Origin of the sequence: Arsukibacterium sp. (assembly GCF_041616895.1) — a bacterium.
Taxonomy (GTDB): Bacteria; Pseudomonadota; Gammaproteobacteria; order Enterobacterales; family Alteromonadaceae; genus Alishewanella.
In genome coordinates this window covers 1-22,917 of sequence record NZ_JBFJPY010000054.1, presented here as the reverse complement: position 1 = coordinate 22,917, position 22,917 = coordinate 1, and the positions used below count along the sequence as shown (strand labels likewise).

Below are 22,917 nucleotides of genomic sequence, written 5' to 3'. Positions count from 1 at the left end.
CCGCAGTATCTACAAGCCGCCAATACAAGTCTTTGTCTTCTTCGTAGCGCAGCGATTCGTCAAACCCACCAACTTGTTTAAATAGTTTCGATTTTACAATTGTACAATTTAGGTGAGCGAAGCCACGTGCAGACAGCAACCACTCAACACTGGCTTTTACCGTGCTTGCCATAATTGGTAACTGGTTTTTAGCTGAATCTCTTAGCGATTCAAGCCATAGAGGGGTTGTTACTAAGGTACCGTCAGCTTTGACTGCTTTTTGGTTTGTAAAATACAGTTCTAATTCATTTGCTGCATAGCAAGCTTGAATAAATCTCTCAAGATGTGAGCTATCGTTCCAAATATCATCATCGTCTAAAAAAGCAAGAAAATCACCACTCGCGTTCTGAGCAGCTGTATTTCGCGCAAAGCTGGGACCATGGCCGTTTGGCCGCTTGGGTAAATAGATAAATTTAACACGGCTGTTATTGTTATTTTCAATCACATGATAGTGAGTTAAATGCTCTTCATCACTGCCATCATTGACAACAATGACTTCAATATTAGGATATGACTGGGCGAGAACAGAGTTAAGTGCCGTTAAAAACTCCTCTGGGCGATTTCTGGTGGCAATCAACACCGATATTTTAATGCTTTGGGTAGTCAATTTATTCATCCGTTTCCACTTGTTGAGTCCATTCGGGCATTTTTATGCTCGCCATTTAAAAGCATTAGCATATTTTGGTGTGCAAAGCACTAATCAAGGTTTCTCTGACACTATGTTGAATAGCTAAAAACTCCATATTTTTAGCTCACTGTGCTGCAGCCTTAAAGTGTTTAAGTATATTCTTCAATGCCTCAGAAATTAATTCATAGCACCTTTGTACCCCCTGCTCACCTGTCTTATAAGGATCGTCGATATTTTGGTAGGTACCCAAATGCTGCGGAACAAAGTCTGCCAAGTTAAACACATGTTTGGCTTGATAGAACCGATCTAACTTATCTTTATTTAATTCATCAAAAATAATTAGAATATCGTCTTCATGAATATGTTCCTGGCGCAGCCATTTTGAACGATGCGATGCTAAATTTATCCCGAAACGTTTTGCGACATCAAGGCACTCAGTTGGGCTTTCACGATTCTCATTGAGGTGAAAACCGAATGAGTCAACACGCCAATCTAACTCGAGCTCGTCTATAAGGACTTGCAAGAAACGATGGGCAAAAGGACTGCGCATGATATTGCCGTAGCAAATTATTTTAATTTCTGCCTTGGTTGCGTTTTGCAAACACGCTATTAATTCAGCCATTTGTTCAGTTTGCAGCGGATGTTTGTACCACGGGAGCTTTGGAGCAAGAATATTTTTATAAAACTGGGAGACCTCATTTTTGAATGGCGTTACATCGGCTCGCATATAGCTGTCAATGCGCTCTTTACCTATGAGTATTCGACTAAAGCTCAGTAGGCGCGTAAATAACGAAAATAGAGCATGAGCTTTTGAGCCCTGGGCCAGGTTAACTTCAAGCTCTTTTTTAATATCAAAAATGTCATTGGTCAAACTACGTGCGTAAACACCAACCTTATAGTGTTGTTGGTCAGGGAGAGCTGCAACTAACGTTTGTTTAGTTTGATTCTGTTTAGAAAGAAGCGCGTCAACATACAGCGTTGGAAAATCAACACCAGCATATATCGCTAATGGCAACGAGCCCCAAAATCGAGCGTTTACTTCAATCAGTATCCAGTCTCCTGTTTGGCTGTTTTTCTTAAATTCAAACATCCCAACACCGGTATAATTAGTGGCCTGGCATAATTTAACACACGCTTCTGCCATACCTTTGTCGAGCTTTATAGACTTACGGTATGAACTCCCCCCCCCGGTCTTGGGTTCATGAACCCGCGTATGGGCAAAAAAAGCCAATATTTTGCCTTCCAGCGCCAAAACCGAGATACCTTCTCCAGTACCCGCAAAGTAACTCTCGACTAAATATTCATCATTTAAATTAAATTGCTGCTGCCAAGCTATATAGTTCGCTTCGGAATTGATGATCTCGACTTTTTGTCTTTTGGATAACGCGTCAGACTTAAACGATAAGGTAGGCTTAATCACAAACTGGTCGCCAAATTCTGCCAACAACTCCTTATACTGTATAGCTTGCAATGACATTAGCCGACCTGGAGCATGTCTAACTCCCACTCTTTTAGCTAAAGCTTTCGTAGTATATTTATCAAATAAATGAGCAATGACTTCATCATTTGGTATCGCCAGGGCCGTATCGTCGGGAAAATGCTGTCGATTTTCATAAAGAGGAAATATAGCCCTTTCATCGCATGGCACAATTGCTTGGTAAAGCTCTGCTTGAGCCAGCTTAATTAGCTGCTCTAACCACTGCTCACTGGTATAGGCTTGGTAGTTAAAATGATAGGCCTGCCGAATATATTTTGATTTTAAAGACGGCGAGAGTCTGTCATAGCAAATAACATCCACGGTGTAACCGGACTGACCGAGAGATCGAATGACACTTAAAAAGCTGCGCGTATCTTCGCCTAATACCAGAACTTTACCGCGCTGATGCGTCATAAGTTTGCCTCAAAATATTTAGCAGACGAGTTAACGACTAACATTATGTATGTTAATTCTGCCATTCCGACAAAATCGGAACTGTTTGTATTAACTAAAGACATTTAAAGCAAAATCTCTGCAACTGGGAGATGCCCCAAAAAATTCTGCGGACTGGCTGTGGGACCATAAGCACCAGACTGATAAACCACCACCCAGTCACCAACCTCAGCCTTTGGTAACACCATGCGGTCAGCTAAAATATCCAGTGGGGTACACAAAGGTCCTACTATTGTCACCAGTTCAGTCTCGGTCTGGCTGAACTTGTTCGCTATGGCTACCGGATAGTTTTTTCGGATCACCTGGCCAAAGTTACCTGAGTTTGCCAGATGATGATGCATACCACCATTACACACCAGATAAGTGGTACCACGGGAATGCTTTTTATCCACTACCTGACAGGCATATAAACCTGCCTCGGCCACCAGATAGCGGCCAAGCTCAATAACCAGTTCAATATCGGCCAGCTGTTGATCGTACTGTTGCAGTAAACTTTGCAGCGACTCACCGACCGGCGCTAAATTAAGCCGCCGCTCACCGGCAAAGTACGGAATACCAAAGCCGCCCCCGAGGTTAATCATCTCTGGCTGGTACGGGCAAGCCGCCACTAACTTCGCCGCCAACGCAAAGGTATGCTGGTGCGCTTCAATTAACGCTTCTGCTTTTAAGTTTTGTGAACCACAATAAATATGAAAACCCCGCAGTTTAACCGGCATGCCGACAATTTCAGCCAGCAAATGCAGTACCTGCTCTTCATCAATACCAAACGGCTTGGCGCTGCCGGCCATTTTCATCCCTGAGGTTTTGAGCTCAAACGCGGGGTTAACCCGCAGTGCTACTTGCGGCGTGTTGCGGGTTTGAGCCCCTAGCGCACAAATGCGCTTAAGCTCTCCCAGCGATTCCACATTCAGAGTAACGCCGGCAATAATGGCGGACAATAACTCCGTATCACCTTTACCCGGGCCGGCAAAACTAATATCAGTTACCGGCATACCGCTTTGCAGTGCCAACAGCATTTCTTTTTGTGAGGCGACATCAAAACCATCGACCAACGGCCTTAAATGTTCAACCACCGGCCAGTATGGGTTTGCTTTAACCGCATAATGCAGTTTTATCCTTGGTGGAATATGCTGCCGAAAACTGGCAACCTGCTGATTAATAATACTGCGATCGTAGACATAAAATGCCGGCATGTTTAACAACTGACTAATTTCAGTCATGCTAAAACCGGCTGCCAGTAATTGGCCGTGTTCTGCCCTGAACTGGCTCATTTGCTCATGCTGTGGCGCACTGGTATTGATCGTGCCGGTACCGCTCATGCTGACGCTCCTGTCACGCTGATGTTTCTGTCACAAAATAATCCTGATACTGGTTGGCCAGGGTTTTACGATCAATTTTGCCATTGGCATTTTTGGGTAAACTGTCCAGCACTATGATTTCTTTTGGCTGCATAAAACTGGGCAAACTACGTTTTAACTGGGTTTGCCAGTTTTTAACATCTGGATCTGACCCCGACGTGGCAACCACCACTAAAATAGCCTGATCAACCCCATCGTACACACCCATCGCGGCGACATCCACTATGGCCGGATCCAGCCGATAGATAGCTTCTTCAACTTCAGTAGGGCTAACCCGGTAACCCGAGGTTTTAATCATTTCATCGCGCCGGCCTACAAAGTACAGGTAACCTTCTTCGTCTGTCTTGACGGTATCGCCAGACCAGACAGCGGGGATTCGTATCACAATGCCAGAGAGCGCAATAGGATCGAACTTAAAGCGTTCAGCGGTTTTGTCCGGCGCATTCCAATAGCCAAGGCTGACCAGAGGCCCACGATGCACCAGCTCGCCTGGCTCGTTAGGGCCGCATACGCTGCCATCTTCGCGCACCACCACAATTTCGGCATTAGGAATGGCTTTACCCATAGAACCGGGTTTGCGGGCTAAATCTGCTGGCGGCAGATACGTTGAGCGGAATGCTTCGGTTAAACCATACATCAGATAAGGTTCAGCATTGCTGAAAATAGTTTGCAGCTGATTAAGCAAGGGTTGCGGCATCGCTCCACCGGAATTGGTTAAATAGCGCACGGTATCGGAACTGCCCTCTGGCCATTTTGCCTTGGCCAGCTGTGCCCATAATGGCGGTACCGCTGCTATGCCTGTAACCTTATGCTGCACAACGGCTCTGACAACATCCTGCACCAGAAAAAAGTCCAGCAGCACCACGCTGGCGCCAACACTAAAGGCAGTGGTTAGCTGGCTTAAACCGTAATCAAAACTTAGTGGTAGTAACGCCAGAATGACGTCATCGGCAGTATTATGCAGATAACTGGCGACACTACTGGCACCCACCAACATGTTTCGCTGCGACAGCACCACCCCTTTGGGCTTACCGGTACTACCAGAGGTATATAAAATGGCCGCCATATCACTATCAGTTACTGCGCCGCAAAGCGCAGGCAAAAAGTCAGTTTCGGCCCCGCTGGTTACAGGCAATAATGCATTAACCGCCAGATGAGCCGGCATTTGCTCTGCGTAATCGTCATCGGTTAATAAAATGGTATGTAAATCCGGACAATCGTTAAGAATTGCTGTCAGGGCAGCCAACCGACCTTTGCTGGTTACTAACACCCGCACATTACAATCCTGCAGAATATGTTGCACCTGCTCTGGTTTTAGCGCCGGGTTAACCGGCACAAATACTCCGCCACACGCCGTGGTACCCCAGATACTGGAAATAGTGTCAAATTGTTTGGGTAAATATACGGCTACCCGGTCAAAACGCTTTACGCCGTGCTGGCGCATGTTTAGCGCCACCGCGTTAACCTGCTGATACAACTCAGAGTAACTTAAGCTTTTATCTTTAAAGTATAGCGCGGTGTGCCCGGGAAATGCCTGCTGGGCCTGTTGTAACAACTGATATAGATTTTTAATCATCCTTTCCTCTGGACCTTTCACTTTTCATCCCTTTGTGTGCAATAATAAATCAGTTTTATAAAAAAACCGATAGTAAATTTAGGTTGTGGCCAATTCTAGTCTGTTAATAGCACGCTCTGGCCTACCTTAGATAGGACAATAAGTTTGAAAAGGATTCTATGCATGTCCAATCAACAACTGCTAGCAGACATTTTGAGAAGCGTACTTCAGATAAACAAAGATTTCACCGCTAACACTGCCCTGTTAGGTGCCATTCCTGAATTCGATTCAATGGCAGTTATTGCCGTGATTACCGAGCTTGAAGATCAACTGGGTATCGAATTTGATGACGATGAAATATCAGCTGAAATTTTTGAAACCTTTGGCGGTTTAGAAGCTTTTGTTTCCGAAAAGCAAGTCGCCTGAGCTATTCCCCATCAACAACACTATTAAACAGCATTTAATACAGGATTAATTATGTCACCATTTAGTAGGGTATCTGTGATTGGATTAGGTTATATCGGCCTACCTACGGCAGCCGTTATTGCTTCTCGTGGCGTTGAAGTACTCGGTGTTGACGTATCCGAGCATGCTGTCAATACCATTAATCAAGGTAAAGTGCATATTGTTGAACCCGACTTAGATATGTTGGTTCAGGCCGCAGTAACGACCGGCAAGTTAAAAGCATCATTAAGCCCGGAACCCGCCGATGCGTTTTTGATTGCCGTGCCTACCCCGTTTAAAGAGAACAAAAGCCCTGATCTGAGTTATATCAGAGCGGCGCTGGAAACCATTGCCCCGGTATTGGCAAAGGGCAATTTGATTGTACTGGAGTCAACGTCGCCAGTAGGCACCACCGAACAAATTTCAGAGTGGCTGGCTGAGCTGCGCCCCGATTTAAAACTGCCCCATGCTGAAGGTGAACAGGCAGATTTATTTGTCGCTCACTGCCCGGAGCGGGTATTACCTGGTCGCGTGCTGCAAGAACTGGTAAGTAATGATCGGATTATTGGTGGCATTACCCCGCGTTGTGCCGAGCGGGCGATAGAGCTGTATCAGCTGTTTGTGCGTGGTGAATGCCTGCGTACCAGTGCCCGCACTGCCGAAATGGCGAAATTAACGGAAAACGCCTTTCGCGACGTGAATATAGCCTTTGCCAACGAGCTTTCAATTATTTGTGACACCTTAAAAATTAATGTCTGGGAATTAATTAAACTGGCTAACCGTCACCCGCGGGTAAATATTTTAAGCCCGGGCCCTGGCGTAGGTGGGCATTGTATTGCAGTCGATCCCTGGTTTATTGTTGACTCTGCCCCCGAACAAGCGCAGATTATTCGTAAAGCACGGGAAATTAACGACAGTAAGCCGTTGTATGTAATTGAAAAAATTCGGCAGGCTGCTGACCAATTTAAAAAACCGGTTATTGCCTGCCTTGGCCTGGCGTTTAAGGCAGACATAGATGATTTACGCGAAAGCCCGGCTCTGGACATTGCCAAACAGTTATTAAACGACAATATTGGGGAAATTTTATTAGTTGAACCCAATATTAAAAAGTTACCTGCTAAACTGGCTAACTATAATGCTGAACTCACCACGCTGAATAACGCGTTGGCAAAGGCCAATATTTTAGTAGTACTGGTAGATCACAAACAATTTAAAAGTTTACAGCCCGCAGATGTAGCAACAAAAGTTGTTATTGATACCCGGGGTATTTTTGGCTAAATAGCGCAAGATTTTATCTGGCTGATCTGTGGTCAATTTTATTGACCACTTTGTCACAACTATTGTTATCACATGTGTCACCATGTTTTTCACCACAAGTCTGTCACCACAAGGGAGTGTAGTAACATGAAAAAAATGTCAATAAGCGCCGTGATATTGCTGGCCGCATTAAGCGGCTGCGGCGGAAAAGAGGCTGCTGAGCATTATCAGGACGCGCTAACCTATAACCAGAATAATCAATACAACGCTGCGGTAATTGAGCTTAAATCTGCCATTTCCCAGGCGCCAGACAATATTGATTACCGGTTGTTACTAGCCCGGATATACCTGAAAACCGGTGACGTTGTGTCAGCAGAGAAAGAGTTTGAACGTGCCTTACGTAATGGCGCGGATCCAGAAGCGATAGCCGTGGAAGTGATCCAAACCAGTTATCTGGCAGAAAACCATCAAAATGTTCTCAGCCTGTTTAACGACACTGACGGCCTGAGCGAGAAAACCCAACATTATCTGAAGTTTTACCGCGCGTTGGCAGAGGTTGAACTGGGCGCTGCTGATAACGCCGTTACCCTGTTTGATGAGCTGGTTAACAGCGAGTATCCTGATTTAGCCGCCTATGCAGAGGCAGCGTTGTTGCTTAACGCCCGCAATATCACTGACGCACTAACTGCTGTTCAGCAAGTTAAACAAGACAGCCTGATTGCCAAAGAGGCTTTGCTATTAACCGCTCAGCTGCAACTGCTTGATAAACAAAATGACAATGCTATTGCCAACTTAAAACAGTATATTGCTCAAGTGCCGCGAGCGCTGCGCGTTCGTTTATTACTGGCGCAAACTTATGTCCAGCAACAACAGTTTTCTGAAGCGGATGAGCAGCTGGTTTACATTCTGCAGTTAGCGCCAGAACATGGCCTGAGTAACTATCTGAAAGCGACAATTGAATATCAGAAACAAGATTATACCAAAGCAAAAGAGCATATCGATAAAGCGATTAGTGCCCGTTTCAGTAATACGCCAAGCCGGATCCTGGCTGGTATTGTCAGTCATCAACTTGGTCTGGAGGCGCAGGCACTTAGCCATCTTAGTGCAGTTAAGAATAGTTTGCACACCTACCCGCCTGCTCAACGCTTGTATTCGCTGTTGCAACTTCGGGCTGGTGAAACCGCTGATGCCGCCAATAGCCTGAGCAATGCGGATTTTACTGAGAAGGATCTGTCTTTAGTTGCCGGTACCGCATTCCAATTAATTAGCCAGGGCGATCAAAGCCTGGCTAATGAAATTATCAGTCGCTACGAAAACATGGTGGTTCCGCAAGATGGTCAGTCACTCAGTACCTTGGGCAGCCTGAAGCTGGGTTTACCTGACCGTAATGCTGAAGGGATTAAAAACCTGGAACAGGCATTAATGATGGACCCGGGCTTGCACGACACCCGGTTAGTGCTGGCAGGCAGTTATATTCGCCAAAAACAATATGACAAAGCGGCAGAGCTGGCTGAGGAGTGGCTGAAAACTGATGAAACCCTTAATGCCGGTTATAACCTGAAAGCCCTGACCTATTTGTTGCAGCAGGATCTGGAAAACGGCAAGTTAATGTTGGCAGAAGCGCAAAAAGCGGACAGCGAAAATGTATTTACGCTATATATGCTGGCGGCGGTTGCCCGTGATGAAAATGATATTGCAAAAAGTGATGCCTTATTAACCCAGGCACTGGAGTTACGCTCTGATTACGTGCCAGCGCTGATTGCCTATTTCACCTCAATGCAGCAGCAAGGCACGCCACAGGTGGCTATTGATTTAGTGGAACGCTCACACAAAGCGCACCCTGATAATAATCAAATCAGAATGTTACTGGCGAACCTGTACCAAAGCCGGAATAATTTTGCTGATGTTATCAGTATTCTTAAGCCCGTCAGCGATACCCAGCAACAATTTACCCCGGCTTTCTATGGTTTAATGGTAAATGCGTATGTCAGAACTAACCAAACAGATAAAGCACTGGCACTGGCCGAACGCTGGTTCAACAACGACGATAAAAACATTCGCGCAGGCTTAGCTTACGCTAACTTGTTAGCTAACGATGGGCGTTTTAAAGACGCGATAGTGGTGCTAGATAAGCAACTTAAAGTTCACCCAAAGCAACCGGTATTGCTGCGCACTAAAATTGCGGCGCAATCTGAAAATGGTGATCAGAAAGGTGCGCTGGCGACTTTTGAATTATTGCCAAACGAGATTGCTAATAGTGCGGAGATGCTCTATCACAAAGGCCGGATCCAAATTCTTAATAAGCAAATCAGTCCCGGCCTGGAGACTTTGAATAAGTCTTATAGCATGACCCCTGCGCCGGCTACTGCTATAGCTATTGCTGGCGCTTACGCCAAAGATATTTCTTATCGCAGGGCCGTTACTTTTATTGAGGAGCACTTTGCCAAACACGGTAAAAATAGCACTGATTTGCACGCGTATTACGCTAATTTACTTATCGAAGACGATGTTAATAAAGCCGTTACTGAATACAGTGAAATTGTCCAGCAGTCCCCTGATAGCATTATTGCCCTGAATAACTACGCCTGGGTGTTATTAGAAGTGGGTAAAGTTGCTGATGCAAAAACTTATGCTGAGCAGGCGTTAAAGCTCAATGAACGCCATCCGGATGTGCTAGACACTTATGGCCGGGTATTGCTTGAGTTGGGTGAACACACTAAGGCAAAAGCGCAGTTTGAGCAATCACTGGCAATAAGGCCTGGCCATGCCGAAGTGCAGCTTAATCTGGCCCAGGCGCTGATTGAAAATGGCGAACAAGAGCAAGCGGGTAAAGTGCTGGCAGCCGTTAAAACGGATAATGTAAAATATCTGGACCGGGCTAAGGCGTTACAGCAACAAATAGCACAATAGTATTGTTGGTAACCAACTGAATAAAAACGTTAATTTTAAGTGTCAGAATAGCTGACACTATTTGTTGATTTAGCCGGGGTAACCCGGCTTTTTTTGTCAGCTTTATTTACAGCTAAGTTTCACCATCTATTTCAGATTTTATTTATTGTTATATTACAGACACTTGACACCACCCCCATTCCGGCACAATTCCTGCAAGCCTAAGTTCAGTTGCGAATTATCGTAGTAGCTACAAGGATTGAAGTATGAAAAGCATGAAAAAGATAACCACATTATTAGGCGCATCAGTATTTGCATTATCTACTTTTGCCGCATCAGCAGCACCTATTAATATCAACGGCGTAACCTGGGATCCTACTGACCCATTAAGCTTTGCTGCCGATACCAATTTCTTTACACAAAGCATCATTACTAATCCCGGCGACACATTGTCTGGCTGGGGTCGGATTGGCTCAATAAATGGTAATGATGGCAGTGTATTTTGCCCAGGTTGTGAATTGACCTTTGAGTTTGGTGGATTCAGTGCTTCGAATATTACGACAGGTACTATTCGTAATAGTGGCGTGAACGCTGCATTCTCATCAACTGGATCGGTAATTGAAGTTGATTTCGAGTTTACTGGTGGTTTCGCTAACTTATGGGTAGATAATAGTCAAAACTTTAATGGTAGTTATGCTAACTCCGTTGATGGTGACCTTTGGCTTTCTGCCATACCAAACACTGGTTTTGGTTCAAGCTTATTTGCCACTGCCTGGATAGCGTATAACCCAGCAACTAGTAGCATTCTTTTTAATGAAGTTGTTATTGGCGAAGGCTTCGCGCTGCTGGATGCTACCGGCGGAAATGCATTTGGTAATTTTGATTTAAACTCACAATTTTTTGGCGCAGATATCCGGGTGACCTCACAGTTTGGTACCCGGGCAACACCTGATAACCTGATTATTAACGCTGTAACAGTACCCGAACCTGCCTCACTGGCCATTTTAGGTTTAGGGTTGTTAGGCATGGGTGCATTGTCACGCCGTCGCAAAGCGTAACGTTGTTTTCCGAAAAAAACCTCCGCAAGGAGGTTTTTTTATGGCTTTTGATCAGGCGCTGGAATCTTTAATACCCCGGGCTGATAGCGGCCTGGACTGATAATATTATCCGGATCTAACGCCTGCTTAATTTTGGCACTTATTTGCCAGAATGGCTGCTCAGCGCTAAGCAGGCTGGCTTGCTGTGCCAGATTAAGCCGGTATGGCACCCAGCCCTGTTTTAAGCCCTCGCTGACTAACTCTGTTAAACACGCCTGCGCTTGCGCCACAGCATGGCTGTCAGAGCGGTTAAACACGATTGGAATAGTACTGTCGACCATGTCATGCTTTAAACTGGTAAAGGTGATCATCGGTTCAATACCATACTTGGGACAGATTGTTCTGACATGGCTAATAAATAGTTGCATGGCATCACTTTTCATTGGTACCAATGGCGCATACCAAAGCAAGCCGCAACCGTCAGCAGCCGGGTTAAGCGCCCTGCTCTGCAAAGGCGAAGAATGCGGATTGCGCCAGTAGGCTACTGGCAATGCCACCTGATCAGGATGGCCACGCATTATTGCAATACCACCATCAAGCGATGCCAGCATTTTGCGTTGTTTGGCTAACAGCCTATCTGGCAAAAGCTGCAATAGCCACCGGCCCAATTTAATTAAGCCGCTATCGGAAAAGATCATTTTACTGCAGTGATTGCCCGCAAAACGTTTTACTTCTTTTCTGGCGGCGTTCACCACAGATTTCTGGCCATACAAAGTACCGGCAATCGTCCAGGCCGGGATATCATAGTCTTTGGCCAAGCTGGCAACCTGCTGCTTGCTCATCACCTGATGTGCGGCCGGGCCGTTTGGGTTAGGTGCCATCATTGCCGTGACCCGTCGCTGATCCATAATATTTACAGACCCGACTACCCCTTCCAGTTTTTGTAAAATGGTAAACACGATTTGCTGCGCCTGCTCAAACTGTTGCTCGTCAGCAAACTGCAGATAAAAAGCACTGAATGCCTCTGGATCGGCTTTTAAGCGCAGGCTTATCTCTGTTACCACTGCCAGATTACTTTGAGTCCATAAACCATCTAAATAAGGGCCAAGCCCATATTTGTAGGTTTTATCGATAAAATCATCGTGACTCTGATCAAGCTCGGCCACTGCTGAGCGAATCTCAGTGCCATCTGCCAGCAGCCCTCTGATGCTATTGACTGCGGCAAAATGGTCAGTGTATGGCGTAATACCGTAGCCCCGCTCCAGAGCATTGCCTAAAATACTGCACCCCGGACCGGCACCGGTAACCGGCACCATATACTTAAGTTGATGTAAATCCAGGTAGTCCCGAAGTTGCTGCTGGGTAACCCCAGGCTCTACGGTAAAAATACCGAGGGTTTTATCGTCGCAGCTAATGGTGTTTAGCATCGATAAATCGAGAATAACCGCATTGCCATCATTGGCTCTGGCGGAGGCATAGCCCCAGTTGCGGCCGGTGCTGATGGGATGGACAGAAAATACGACTCCGGTATTTTTATGATCAGAGGCCAGGGCAAGCACCTGACTAATATCCTGTTTATTCCCTATTTTTACTACGCACCAGGTATGCGCTTCGCTGCCTTCACAGTTTTGTTGATAAGCTGCTAACTCGGCAGCTGAAGATAACACCTGGCTATCTTTACTTAATTTCTGTTGCAATAAACCGACCAGCGCAGCAGTAGGTTGATTAGATTTGCCGTTCAATAACTTACCCCGAGTTTCCCAGCGAAATTTATACCAAACCGATTATCGCCATCGCCCTGGTCCTGTTCAAACAAATCCCGCTCAATGGACTGAAGTAACCGGGTAAAGCCAGAAGAAATACTGGTTCTGAACATATCTGAATTAATATAATAGGCCGCTCTTTTGCCGTGGTATTCAACAGGCTTACCAAGTTGTTTAAAATTAATACCAATAAAGCTCAGACTGCGGGCTAACCGGGGCTCCATCATGACATAGCCATGAAACCGGTTTGAATGAAAGCCCATTGCCGCTGCGGACATATACAGACACACTGCAATATAGGGGAAACATCGCAGCTCGCTTTCTGAATACACTTTTTCATTAAAGGCACCGGTAGCAGCCCCTTTAAAATGATCTATGGCCCGCTTGCGGAAGTTTTCCGGCACGGCAAGCCGGGAGATTTCACAAACACTTTCCCGTGGGAAATTCCACGGCGCAAACTCTTGATCTTCAATGGCATGCGCACAGAACTTTTCAATTGGCAACGGTTCATCGTCTTTAGCAGAAGTGATTAGGCGGACGGTGCCCGCCAGCGCATCAGAACTCAGGTGTCTGATAAAGCAATGGATCGATCGCTCGTCAAATTCATCAAACTCTTCATAACCTTCTTTAATATCTTCAAAATGCAGCTCTTCGCAGTACACCTGATGCCTCAGCCGATATACTTCGTGTCGAAGTGCTTCGGTGTTAGCAATTTGCGGCCGTAAATACTTGGAGAAATGCGCCGAAATGGTCTTAGCATCGTTACTGGCCAGGCCGGCCATTGCTTTTTTAACCATACCACCAATAATGGGTTTATCTGCCAGAGATTTAAGCCGTCTCATAGACCCCTCGTATGCCATTAATCATCATCGCGTGACTGCGGTATTTTAAATCTGAACCTAAAGTCATCATTGCTGAATCCTTTCCTTGTCAAGTGTAGATGATCATCTCACATTATTCTGTGTTCAGATTAGCACTTAATTACGTTAAACAAGACGCCATTATTCGACTATGTAAATAACACAGCCAGTTTTACCGGCACAATATCTTTTGCCGTTTGGTAGCCAATGTCATAAAGCCACTGCTTTTGCTGCAATGTCATATCAAAATTGACAGATGAAATGACACCGGTATTCACAACGATCGTATTGTGCCAATATTCTGCATGAACGTATTCGCGTGAGATAGCATTCATAAAGGTCTGAATTAACATATAAATATATGAGAGCACCGGAAAGTAACGACTGGTAGCGATGGGTTTGCTACTGGCCTCACTTTTTAAGCGAAAACAGACCAGAGGCAACCCGTGCCCAGACCAGTCACGGTGTAGCGCATCTTCTGACAGGATCACGCCATCGGTCATCACATGATGTTTAAAGCGCTTAAAAGAAAAAAATAACGGGATAGACATCGAAAAACGTATCGCCTGCGACACTTTTAAGTCAGGGGTAAGCTCACGGTTAAAGATGACTGGCCCGCCGCCCTGAATATCGGTTGCCAGCACGTGCAAATCTAACTGCAAATCGACAAAGCGTCTGCCTTCAAGGATTTTATCAAGCCAGCTTTCAAAGGCGTTGCCATCACTTAACCCCCCCAGCCGCACAAGCTTGGTAATAGATAAACCGCGAAACTGCTTAAAATCGGTTTTTAGCGCCAACTCATGCATTTGCTGCAAGTTCCAGCCTGCCGCAAACAAAGCTGCCACAATACTTCCACCCGATACCCCAACAATATGACGAAACGTAAGCCCCTGTTGCTGCAACGCCTCTAAAATACCAATATAACAAGATAGTCGGGTGCCGCCCCCGGATAAGATGGGTACTATTTCCTTAGGCATCAGCAACCTTAACTGGTTAATATTATTTACTATCTTAGTATGGGTGAATATCGATAAGTTTCCAGCGCTTGCTAGAGCAATTTGTGAACAAATACGCTAGTATGATGACGTTCACTAAGGAAAGGGAAAGTATTATTGCTATGGTTAAGCCTATTTATTTTTTTATCTTCTGCCTGTTTGTTAGTCAACCCATCCATGCAACTGAACTTGTTGATACCCTGAAAAAAGTCAAACCCGCTGTGGTTGCAATTGGCATCTCAAACCCGACAGGCTCACCGCGGATCCGGCTGATTGGTAGCGGCTTTGTGGTTAGCCCCGGAAACCGGGTTGTCACAAACTATCACGTTATTGCCAACCCGCTGGATGAAAGCAAGCTGGAGCAATACGTTGTGTTGTCTGGCCAGGGCACAGTGTTTAAGGTACATCAGATAACCGGACAAACGCATGCGCCCGCCTATGATTTAGCACTATTGCGGATTAGCGGGAAATTACCGGCATTAACGGTTAGTAAATCGCCTTTGGTTGCTGAGGGTACACCAATCGCGTTTACCGGTTTTCCTATAACTCAGGTGCTGGGGTTATATCCGGCGACACACAGCGGCATTATTGCTGCACATACGCCCATCGCTATTCCGGTGGAGAACTCCCGGGATTTAAAGCTGGCAATGTTAAAGCAACTGGACAAACCCTATCTGGTTTATCAGCTGGATGCGGTTGCTTATCCAGGCAACAGCGGTAGCGCACTCTACCGGCATGATAATGGCGAAGTTATCGGCATTATTAACCAGGTATATATTAAAACCAGTCGTGAAGCGGTACTCAGCGATCCAAGTGGGATTAGCTATGCCATTCCCAGCCAGCATCTGCTTGACCTTATGCAGCAAGCAAACTAAACAGGCTTTCGCTTATGGATAACATGTTAAGCTTTGGTTTGGATAAAATTGGTTTTGTGCTGGCAGCAGTCGCTTATTTGTTTTTTTTCGGATTATTACTCACCACTAAAGTAACAAACCTGCCAAAATATCTGTTATTGGCACTGTCCTTTACCAGCTTTTGCTGGGCCGTGTTTTACAGCTGGTCGTCGGCGTTGCCGTTTACTTCGCTCCCCTCGCATATTATTGAAAATACTAAAAATGGCATGCTGTTGTTGTTCTTGTTTGCCGCACTGAGTCAGGCCGGTAATACCCTGAGCCAGTTTATTCGTCAGCCTCACGTTTACGGCTTACTGATTTGTCTTATTAGTTGGAGTGTGGTCTCCACCAGCTCACTGCTCAGTGCCAGCAATATGTTTACCGGCAATCTGGCTATCTGTATTTTGCAGCTTGCTTTATTAGAAGCCTTATACCGGCGCTCAGGTGAGGCAAAATGGCAATATAAACCGCTGGTTCTGGCCCTGACTATTACTACCCTGTACGACTTTGCCCTGCTGGCCGAATCCGCCTTGTTTGGCCGGATTGATGATCAAATCTGGTTCGCCCGTGGCTTTGTTTATGCCGCCATGCTGCCCCTGATGATTATCGCCGTGCGGCGCATTAAAGCCTGGGGCATTAATGTTTACATTTCCCGGGATATTGTGCTGCAAAGCTCACTGGTGCTGGGTGCCGGTGTTTACCTGTGTCTGCTGGCTATTACCGGCTTTTACATTCGGTATTTTGGGGGTAACTGGTCAAATTTAATTCAGGCAACCTTTATTATTCTGGGTATCGCCATTCTGATTTTTCTAGTGTTATCAGGTACCCTTAGAAGAAAACTCAAGGTATTTATCGAGAAGCATTTTTTTGCCAACAAGTTTGATTATCGTGAAAAATGGCTGCTGCTTACCCGATCTTTGCAAAAAATAGATATTACCGAGCCGGAAGATCATTACAAAAGCTTACTGCAGGCCTGGTTAAACAGCATAAGTTACAGCCGAGGCGCTATCGTCCGGTTTAAGGGCAACGACATCGTAACCCTGGCATTGCAGCAACGGCTTGAATTAAACAACGATGAACAACAGTTGATAGCCGCTTACCGACAATATTTTAGCCATCGCAATTGGTTAGTAGATTTAACCGATAATACTGATCCTTTTGTCCAAAACGTTATTGCAGATAAAGTTCTGGATATCCAGCTTATTATTCCCATTCAGACCAAAGGAGCCTTATGGGGTGTTTGCCTGATGAACGCCCCTGCCGTCAATAAGCTAAGCTTAAATTGGGAATTAAGAGACTTTTTGACCTTAGTGTCTGAGCAAATATCCAGTCAGTTACTTCTGATGCAGGCCAGCCAGACCTTAAGCGAGAATGCCCAGTTTATTGCCTTTAGCAGAATGTCAGCGTTTGTTGTTCATGACTTAAAAAACGTCAAAGCGCAAATAGATCTGATATTAAAAAATGCGACGAAGCACCGGGATAACCCGGAGTTTATCGATGACAGTTTCAGTACCCTCGAAGCGATGCAGCAGCGCTTGCAAAACATGCTAAGCCAGCTCACCAACAAAAGAGCTGACCAGCAAACGGATAGCCTGGTATCCGTTGGCCGGCTGGTACAAGATGTTATCGACAATCGATGCGCGATAAAAAAACCGGTTCCTACCCTTAGGATTGAACAGGATTGCACGGTTTTTATCGATAAAGATCGTTTCGGCAGTGTGTTATTTCATCTTATTGATAACGCCCAGCATGCTACAGAAACAGAAGGTACGGTAACGGTGACGGTGACAGAATCGCTTGGTCAGTTGCAGTTGCGTATCGCTGATACCGGTTGTGGCATGACGGAGTCTTTTATTCAAAACAGGTTATTTAAAGCATTCGATTCAACCAAAGGCAACGCAGGTATGGGTATTGGCGCCCATGACGCCTTACATTTTGTAGAACAACAGGGTGGCCAGCTCACTGTAAGCAGTGTGCCGGGCCAGGGAACTACATTTACACTGCTACTTCCGCTAGAATCTGCGGTAAGCTTAGCTGAGCACCAAGAACAAGTCATACAAGGAACGTGATATGAAAACTGTACTGGTCGTCGAAGACGATATTGGTATCCAGAAGCAACTTAAATGGAGCCTCAGTGACTACGAGCTAGTCTTTGCGAACGACAAAGCAAATGCGTTGACCCAACTACGACGCTACGAGCCAGCGGTGGTCACCCTTGATTTAGGGTTACCACCTGATCCGGCCAATGCCTCAGAAGGCCTGGCGTGCCTGGCTGACATTCTGGCTATTCAGCCGGATTGTAAAGTGATTGTGTTAACCGGAAACACCGACAATGAACATGCCCTCAAAGCTGTGGCGCTGGGGGCATACGACTACTACCAAAAACCGGTTGATGCTGATGTGTTAAACATTATTATCCAGCGTGCTTTTAAGTTAACCGAGCTTGAGCAGGAAAACCGTGCCTTGAAAGCCAGTAGCAGTGCCCAGTTAGACATTATTGGTAATAGCGAGGCAATGATTAAAGCTTGCCGGACTGTCGAGAAAATTGCCCCCACTGAGATTACCACCTTACTGCTTGGTGAGAGTGGCACCGGTAAAGAAGTGTTTGCGCGCGCTATACACAAACAAAGCACCCGGGCTAACAAGCCTTTTGTTGCAATCAACTGTGCTTCTATTCCGGAAAACCTGCTCGAAAGTGAGTTATTTGGCTATGAAAAAGGTGCTTTTACCGGTGCCAACAAAACCACCTTGGGTAAAATTGAATGTGCTAATGGCGGTACCTTACTGTTAGATGAAATTGGTGACATGCCATTAAGTTTACAAGCAAAAATGCTTCGATTCCTGCAAGAGCGGGTTATTGAACGTATTGGTGGGCGTCAGGAAATTGAGGCAGATGTCCGGGTCATTTGCGCTACCCACCGCAATTTGGCAGAAATGGTTGCCAGCCAGACCTTCCGGGAAGATTTGTATTACCGGATCAGCGAAATAACGCTGACGATACCGCCGCTTCGCGACCGTGGTCACGACATCATTATTATCGCCAAAGCCTTGCTACACAAATTTAATCTGGAATATCACTCGCAAGTTCATGGCTTTACCGACAATGCCATCCAGGCAATGTTACATCATAGCTGGCCCGGCAATATTCGCGAATTACAAAACAAACTTAAGTCCGCCGTCATTCTTACTGATAATAAGCTGATTGATGCGCCGGACCTTGGCCTTAATACTAACCATCATGATAAGGTCGATACCTTAAGAAAAGTCAGAGAGCAGGCTGAAACACAAGCTGTTCGCCATGCCTACGCAGTAGCCAATACTAATTTATCTAAAACTGCCGACTTATTGGGGATCACCAGACCGACGTTGTACGCCCTGATTGATAAATACCGATTACACGACTTACGCCACACCGATACGGATCATTAAGCTGGATACTGGCTCAGCTATGTCTGACATGACTGAGCACCAGGTACAAAAAAGCCCGCAATATGCGGGCTTTTTTACAAGTGCAAAAGTTAAAGGCTGATACCTTTAGTTTTAGCGCGATCCTTTATATAAGAATCCCAACTGCGCACCTGCCGTGCTGCTGATGGATCTTTTTTCGCTTCCAGCAACGCAGCATAAGCTTCTTTGTACTTACCTTGATAAAAGTAAGCTTCAAGAATATTCAGGTGAATACTACCAGTACGATCAGCATCTCTACTTAACGCCGCATTAAACGCCGTAATCGCATCCTGATAACGCTGGATAGACATTAATGCCACACCCTGACGACGATAAGCATCAGCTTCATTAGTCAGCTTAGCAAGCTCTCCATAGTACTCAGCTGCTTTACTAAACTCACGGGCCGCCTGATAATTTGAAGCAATGGCTGCCAGCATGGTCTTATCTTTCTTAATTTGACCACTCTTAACATACTTCTCATATATCGTAGCCGCTTTGTATGGAATGTTATTATTCGCATACATCTGGCCTAATGCTTTCAACTCAGACTCTTTCTCAAGAAACCCTTGAGAATGCGCAATCTGAAATGCACTTAATGACTTAGAGTAGTCTTCAACCAATGTGTAGAAATTCCCCAGATAACCCCAGTAAGTCTTCTCTTCAGGGAATAACTGAACCATTGTCTCAACAGTTGCAACGGTTTCCGGGTAGCGCTTCAGTTCGTAAAACGCGCCCATTTTCGTCAGATAGTAAGACTTGTTAGGTTCTTTAGCAAAGCGGATTGCATTATCTGCAGCCGGAATTGCTTTATCATACTCACCTAACTGGTAGTGGGCCTGAGCGATGCGAAAGTATGCATCAGGATCATTATCACCGGTAAAACGCATCCAGCTTCTGTAGCTTTGAATGGCAGCTTTAAACTTGCCGTCCTGAATTTGTAGATCTGCAAGCAGTTTTAACGCCGCTGACTGATCATTAAATCCCAGCACATCAGGTTTAATGGCCATTTCCAGATATTTCACTGCCTGGTCAGGCTGTTTAAAGGCATAAATATTACCTAAAAACCGGTTTAAAAATGCCTTATCAAACTCACCACTCGGGTCTGCGTCAAGCAAAACAGCTATTGCTTCGTCCAGTTTTTCTTCGTTGTAAAGCTCAAGCGCTTTAGTTATCGTCCGACCTACCCGCTCGCCAGGTAACTGGGTTTTAGCATTTTTACGTGCTTCAATCCGCTCCCTGTCTGCTGCAGTCAAATCCTGCGCCATAACCGGAAGTGAAAAAATACTAAAGCTCGCAGCTAACACTAAACTGGAAGTTAATAACGTTAATTTGTTCATAGTTAACCTCCTGCCATGTCAAGGGTAAAGTCTAACTGTACCTGCTGACCTGGCTGTTGCATTGGTTTACCGTCAACAACTTTGGGACTGTACTTCCAACGGCGCAGGGCACGAATCGCTTCACGGTCAAATACCCGACGCGGTTCGGCTTCAATAACTTCAACGTTATCAACACTGCCGTCTTCCATAATGGTAAAGCTTAACCGAACCCAGCCTTGCAAGCCGTCACGGGCTGCTTGCACCGGGTAACGCGGTTCAATCCGCACTATCGGGGTAGCATCACCATCACGTAACAATGAACCGGGGTTTTTTAAGCCAACGTTTGCACCTAAATCCATACCCGGCATATTAAAACCAACCGCACCGGCGGTGTTAGTCTGCTCAGGCTCTGGCTGCGGCGTTTTTGGCGGCTCAGCCGGTGGTGGTGGTGGTGGTGGCGGTGGAGGCCGCCGCACCTGTGTATCTGAATCAGGCGGCGTAGTGTTAATTTCAACAACAATACGCTCTTGCTCAGGCGCCCGACGTTTGTCGCTGCTTTGAATCAGCAGCGCCATAATCAGAAACAACAGAAACGTTACCACTGCACCGATAATTAACGATGTTAGGAAACGTATCATAACTATTTTTTCTCCCCGGCAATGGTAATAACAAGCGACTGGTCAGCAGCTTTAATCTGATCCATTACTTCCATTACGACACCGTGTTTAGCGCCTACGTCAGCCTGCAGAATAATAGTATCTGTCGGTGACTCAGCTCTTAAACGCTCAATGTTGGCAGAAACCCGCTCAATATCGACCATCCGCTTGTCCATCCATACTTCACCATTCTCACGAATCGCGATAAAGATAGTCGCTGACGGCTTTTGCTGCGCCTGGGTTGCTTCCGGCTTGTTTACATCAATACCGGCTTCTTTGACGAAAGAAGTAGTAACGATGAAGAATATCAACATAATGAAAACGATATCCATCATCGGCGTGATGTCTATTGCCGCTTCCTCGTCTTCACGAATACGTTTACGTGCCATAAAATTCTCTCTTAATGATGCGGTAAGCTGTCAACGAGATCTGCTTTTTCCCGTTTCACTTTCACTTCCAGCCGCGAACTGAAAAACAAACCTGATAACGCTGCAACCATACCCGCCATTGTCGGAATTGTTGCCATCGAGATACCGGCTGCCATAGTGCGGGGGTTACCCGTACCTTGGGTGGCCATAATGTCGAATACCGCTATCATGCCGGTTACTGTGCCAAGTAAACCAACCAATGGACACATTGCAACCAAAGTTTTAATCAGTAACATCCGCTGATCAAGGTCATTTGTCGCCTCAGAAATCCAGGTATCACGGATTTTATGGGCATACCAGGACGTGGTATCTGCTCTGGCATCCCATCGGGTAATAATATCCTTTTTAATCTTAGGAAATATTGCCGATACGTACCAGTAGCGCTCTAACATCAAAAACCACATGACGAAGAGCACCACGGCAACAACGTATAACACGTTGCCACCGGTATGAATAAAATCCTGTACCGATTCCCACAGCCCTACTAGCTGGGTCATCATTAGGCGTTCTCCTTCTCCGCATGAGCAGCAACAATACCTGCGCTTTGCTCATCTAACACGTGTAAAATAGATTTCGCTTTTGCCTGAACAATGCTGTGTACAAACAATAATGGTAAAGCGGCAATCAGACCCAGAGCGGTGGTTACCAACGCCAGAGAGATTGAACCTGCCATCAGTTTAGGGTCACCAGTTCCGTACAGAGTAATTTGCTGGAACGTCAGGATCATACCGATAACGGTACCTAACAGACCCATCAGCGGTGCTACCGCAGCGAATAATTTAATTAAACCAATACCACGGTCGATGCTTGGCGTCTCACGCAGAATAGCTTCATCTAACTTAAGTTCCAGGTTTTCAACATCAGCTGAACGGTTCTGATGATACACATTCAGAATACGGCCCAGTGGATTGCTGTCTGAAGGGTTAGCCAGGTTTTTCAGCTGTGAACGCATTTTGCCACCAACCACGGTTAATACCAGGAAGCGCTCAAGTGCAATCAGTAAACCGATAAACAGTAATACCGTGATCAGGTAACCGACTGTGCCACCCTGGTGGTAGTATTCCATCAGTGTGCTGCGTTGCTGGTTTAAGCGCAGTAAGCTGTTGCCTTTTGTAGGGTCAACATATAAACCTGCTAACTCACCTTTAGGCGTGTTGTGGTATTCCGCAACAGAGTCATGAATTTTTGACTGTGGCTGACGACCCAACGGCTGGATTTGGTCAGTATCTACGTTACGGATCAGATATTCGGTATCTGTGGTCAGGTGGAAAGAACCAAACCGGGTTACCCGCTCAGTTGAGCTGCCGCCATCTAACATAACCACTTCAGCGTCAAACTGCGACGTTTTGGCTGATTCAGTCATTTCAGTCAGCATGGCAACCCACAGATCTTCCATCTGGCTCAGTGTTGGTAGTTCAGTGG

General features: G+C 45.8%; 19 protein-coding genes. 7 read left to right on the top strand and 12 right to left on the bottom strand.

What is annotated here, in order from left to right; genetic code table 11:
- The 4 genes from ABY802_RS10495 to ABY802_RS10480 form a co-directional block, all read right to left on the bottom strand.
- Nucleotides 1–655: glycosyltransferase family 2 protein (locus tag ABY802_RS10495; RefSeq protein WP_372626985.1), on the bottom strand; the 655-nt coding region annotated here is incomplete at its 3' end.
- Nucleotides 656–791: 136 nt separating this feature from the next.
- Entirely contained in the window at nucleotides 792–2,558 is a 1,767-nt protein-coding gene (locus tag ABY802_RS10490) for an ATP-grasp domain-containing protein (protein WP_372626984.1), read from the bottom strand.
- Between the two features lie 104 nt (nucleotides 2,559–2,662).
- On the bottom strand, nucleotides 2,663–3,916 hold the full coding sequence (locus tag ABY802_RS10485) for a pyridoxal-dependent decarboxylase, exosortase A system-associated (RefSeq protein ID WP_372626983.1): 1,254 nt from the start codon (nucleotides 3,914–3,916) through the stop codon (nucleotides 2,663–2,665).
- 13 nt (nucleotides 3,917–3,929) lie between these two features.
- Nucleotides 3,930–5,531, bottom strand: coding sequence for an acyl-CoA ligase (AMP-forming), exosortase A system-associated (locus tag ABY802_RS10480; RefSeq protein WP_372626982.1), 1,602 nt, complete (start codon nucleotides 5,529–5,531; stop codon nucleotides 3,930–3,932).
- A 162-nt stretch (nucleotides 5,532–5,693) separates the two neighbouring features.
- Between ABY802_RS10480 and ABY802_RS10475 the strand changes: the two genes are divergently transcribed.
- The 4 genes from ABY802_RS10475 (at nucleotide 5,694) to ABY802_RS10460 (ending at nucleotide 11,158) form a co-directional block, all read left to right on the top strand.
- A complete protein-coding gene (locus tag ABY802_RS10475) occupies nucleotides 5,694–5,936 on the top strand; it encodes an acyl carrier protein (protein WP_372626981.1) in 243 nt (80 codons plus the stop codon).
- 51 nt (nucleotides 5,937–5,987) lie between these two features.
- Nucleotides 5,988–7,232, top strand: coding sequence for a UDP-N-acetyl-D-mannosamine dehydrogenase (gene wecC / locus ABY802_RS10470; RefSeq protein ID WP_372626980.1), 1,245 nt, complete (start codon nucleotides 5,988–5,990; stop codon nucleotides 7,230–7,232).
- A gap of 126 nt (nucleotides 7,233–7,358) precedes the next feature.
- The gene (gene prsT / locus ABY802_RS10465; protein WP_372626979.1) at nucleotides 7,359–10,121 is read left to right on the top strand and encodes an XrtA/PEP-CTERM system TPR-repeat protein PrsT; all 2,763 of its coding nucleotides are present in this window, start codon (nucleotides 7,359–7,361) and stop codon (nucleotides 10,119–10,121) included.
- A gap of 245 nt (nucleotides 10,122–10,366) precedes the next feature.
- Nucleotides 10,367–11,158 carry a PEP-CTERM sorting domain-containing protein gene (locus tag ABY802_RS10460; RefSeq protein WP_372626978.1) on the top strand — a complete coding sequence of 264 codons (792 nt, stop codon included), beginning with the start codon at nucleotides 10,367–10,369 and terminating at the stop codon, nucleotides 11,156–11,158.
- Between the two features lie 38 nt (nucleotides 11,159–11,196).
- Here the strand turns inward: ABY802_RS10460 and ABY802_RS10455 are convergent, their stop codons facing one another.
- The 3 genes from ABY802_RS10455 to ABY802_RS10445 form a co-directional block, all read right to left on the bottom strand.
- Nucleotides 11,197–12,879, bottom strand: a complete 1,683-nt coding sequence (locus ABY802_RS10455; RefSeq protein ID WP_372626977.1) for an FAD-binding oxidoreductase — start codon at nucleotides 12,877–12,879, stop codon at nucleotides 11,197–11,199.
- Nucleotides 12,876–13,742 carry a PEP-CTERM/exosortase system-associated acyltransferase gene (locus tag ABY802_RS10450; RefSeq protein WP_372626976.1) on the bottom strand — a complete coding sequence of 289 codons (867 nt, stop codon included), beginning with the start codon at nucleotides 13,740–13,742 and terminating at the stop codon, nucleotides 12,876–12,878. Before ABY802_RS10450 ends, ABY802_RS10455 begins: the two co-directional genes overlap by 4 nt.
- Nucleotides 13,743–13,909: 167 nt before the next feature.
- Nucleotides 13,910–14,737, bottom strand: coding sequence for a patatin-like phospholipase family protein (locus tag ABY802_RS10445; protein WP_372626975.1), 828 nt, complete (start codon nucleotides 14,735–14,737; stop codon nucleotides 13,910–13,912).
- An 83-nt stretch (nucleotides 14,738–14,820) separates the two neighbouring features.
- Between ABY802_RS10445 and ABY802_RS10440 the strand changes: the two genes are divergently transcribed.
- Genes ABY802_RS10440 through prsR form a run of 3 tightly spaced genes read left to right on the top strand, consistent with a single transcriptional unit; the run spans nucleotide 14,821 to nucleotide 19,077 of the window.
- On the top strand, nucleotides 14,821–15,630 hold the full coding sequence (locus ABY802_RS10440; RefSeq protein WP_372626974.1) for a serine protease: 810 nt from the start codon (nucleotides 14,821–14,823) through the stop codon (nucleotides 15,628–15,630).
- A gap of 14 nt (nucleotides 15,631–15,644) precedes the next feature.
- A complete protein-coding gene (gene prsK / locus ABY802_RS10435) occupies nucleotides 15,645–17,717 on the top strand; it encodes an XrtA/PEP-CTERM system histidine kinase PrsK (RefSeq protein ID WP_372626973.1) in 2,073 nt (690 codons plus the stop codon).
- 1 nt (nucleotide 17,718) lies between these two features.
- A complete protein-coding gene (prsR, locus tag ABY802_RS10430) occupies nucleotides 17,719–19,077 on the top strand; it encodes a PEP-CTERM-box response regulator transcription factor (protein ID WP_372626972.1) in 1,359 nt (452 codons plus the stop codon).
- Nucleotides 19,078–19,166: 89 nt separating this feature from the next.
- Here prsR and ABY802_RS10425 read toward each other — a convergent pair whose 3' ends face one another.
- The 5 genes from ABY802_RS10425 to ABY802_RS10405 form a co-directional block, all read right to left on the bottom strand.
- Nucleotides 19,167–20,432, bottom strand: coding sequence for a tetratricopeptide repeat protein (locus ABY802_RS10425; RefSeq protein ID WP_372626971.1), 1,266 nt, complete (start codon nucleotides 20,430–20,432; stop codon nucleotides 19,167–19,169).
- Nucleotides 20,433–20,434: 2 nt separating this feature from the next.
- The gene (locus tag ABY802_RS10420) at nucleotides 20,435–21,049 is read right to left on the bottom strand and encodes an energy transducer TonB (protein ID WP_372626970.1); all 615 of its coding nucleotides are present in this window, start codon (nucleotides 21,047–21,049) and stop codon (nucleotides 20,435–20,437) included.
- 2 nt (nucleotides 21,050–21,051) lie between these two features.
- Nucleotides 21,052–21,456: an ExbD/TolR family protein gene (locus ABY802_RS10415; protein WP_372626969.1), complete on the bottom strand. Its 405-nt coding sequence runs from the start codon at nucleotides 21,454–21,456 to the stop codon at nucleotides 21,052–21,054.
- Between the two features lie 11 nt (nucleotides 21,457–21,467).
- Complete coding sequence (locus ABY802_RS10410; RefSeq protein ID WP_290610891.1) at nucleotides 21,468–21,995, bottom strand: MotA/TolQ/ExbB proton channel family protein; 528 nt, start codon at nucleotides 21,993–21,995, stop codon at nucleotides 21,468–21,470.
- On the bottom strand, nucleotides 21,995–22,917 hold a 923-nt coding region (locus ABY802_RS10405; RefSeq protein ID WP_372626968.1), incomplete at its 5' end, for a MotA/TolQ/ExbB proton channel family protein. The genes ABY802_RS10405 and ABY802_RS10410, both read right to left, overlap by 1 nt.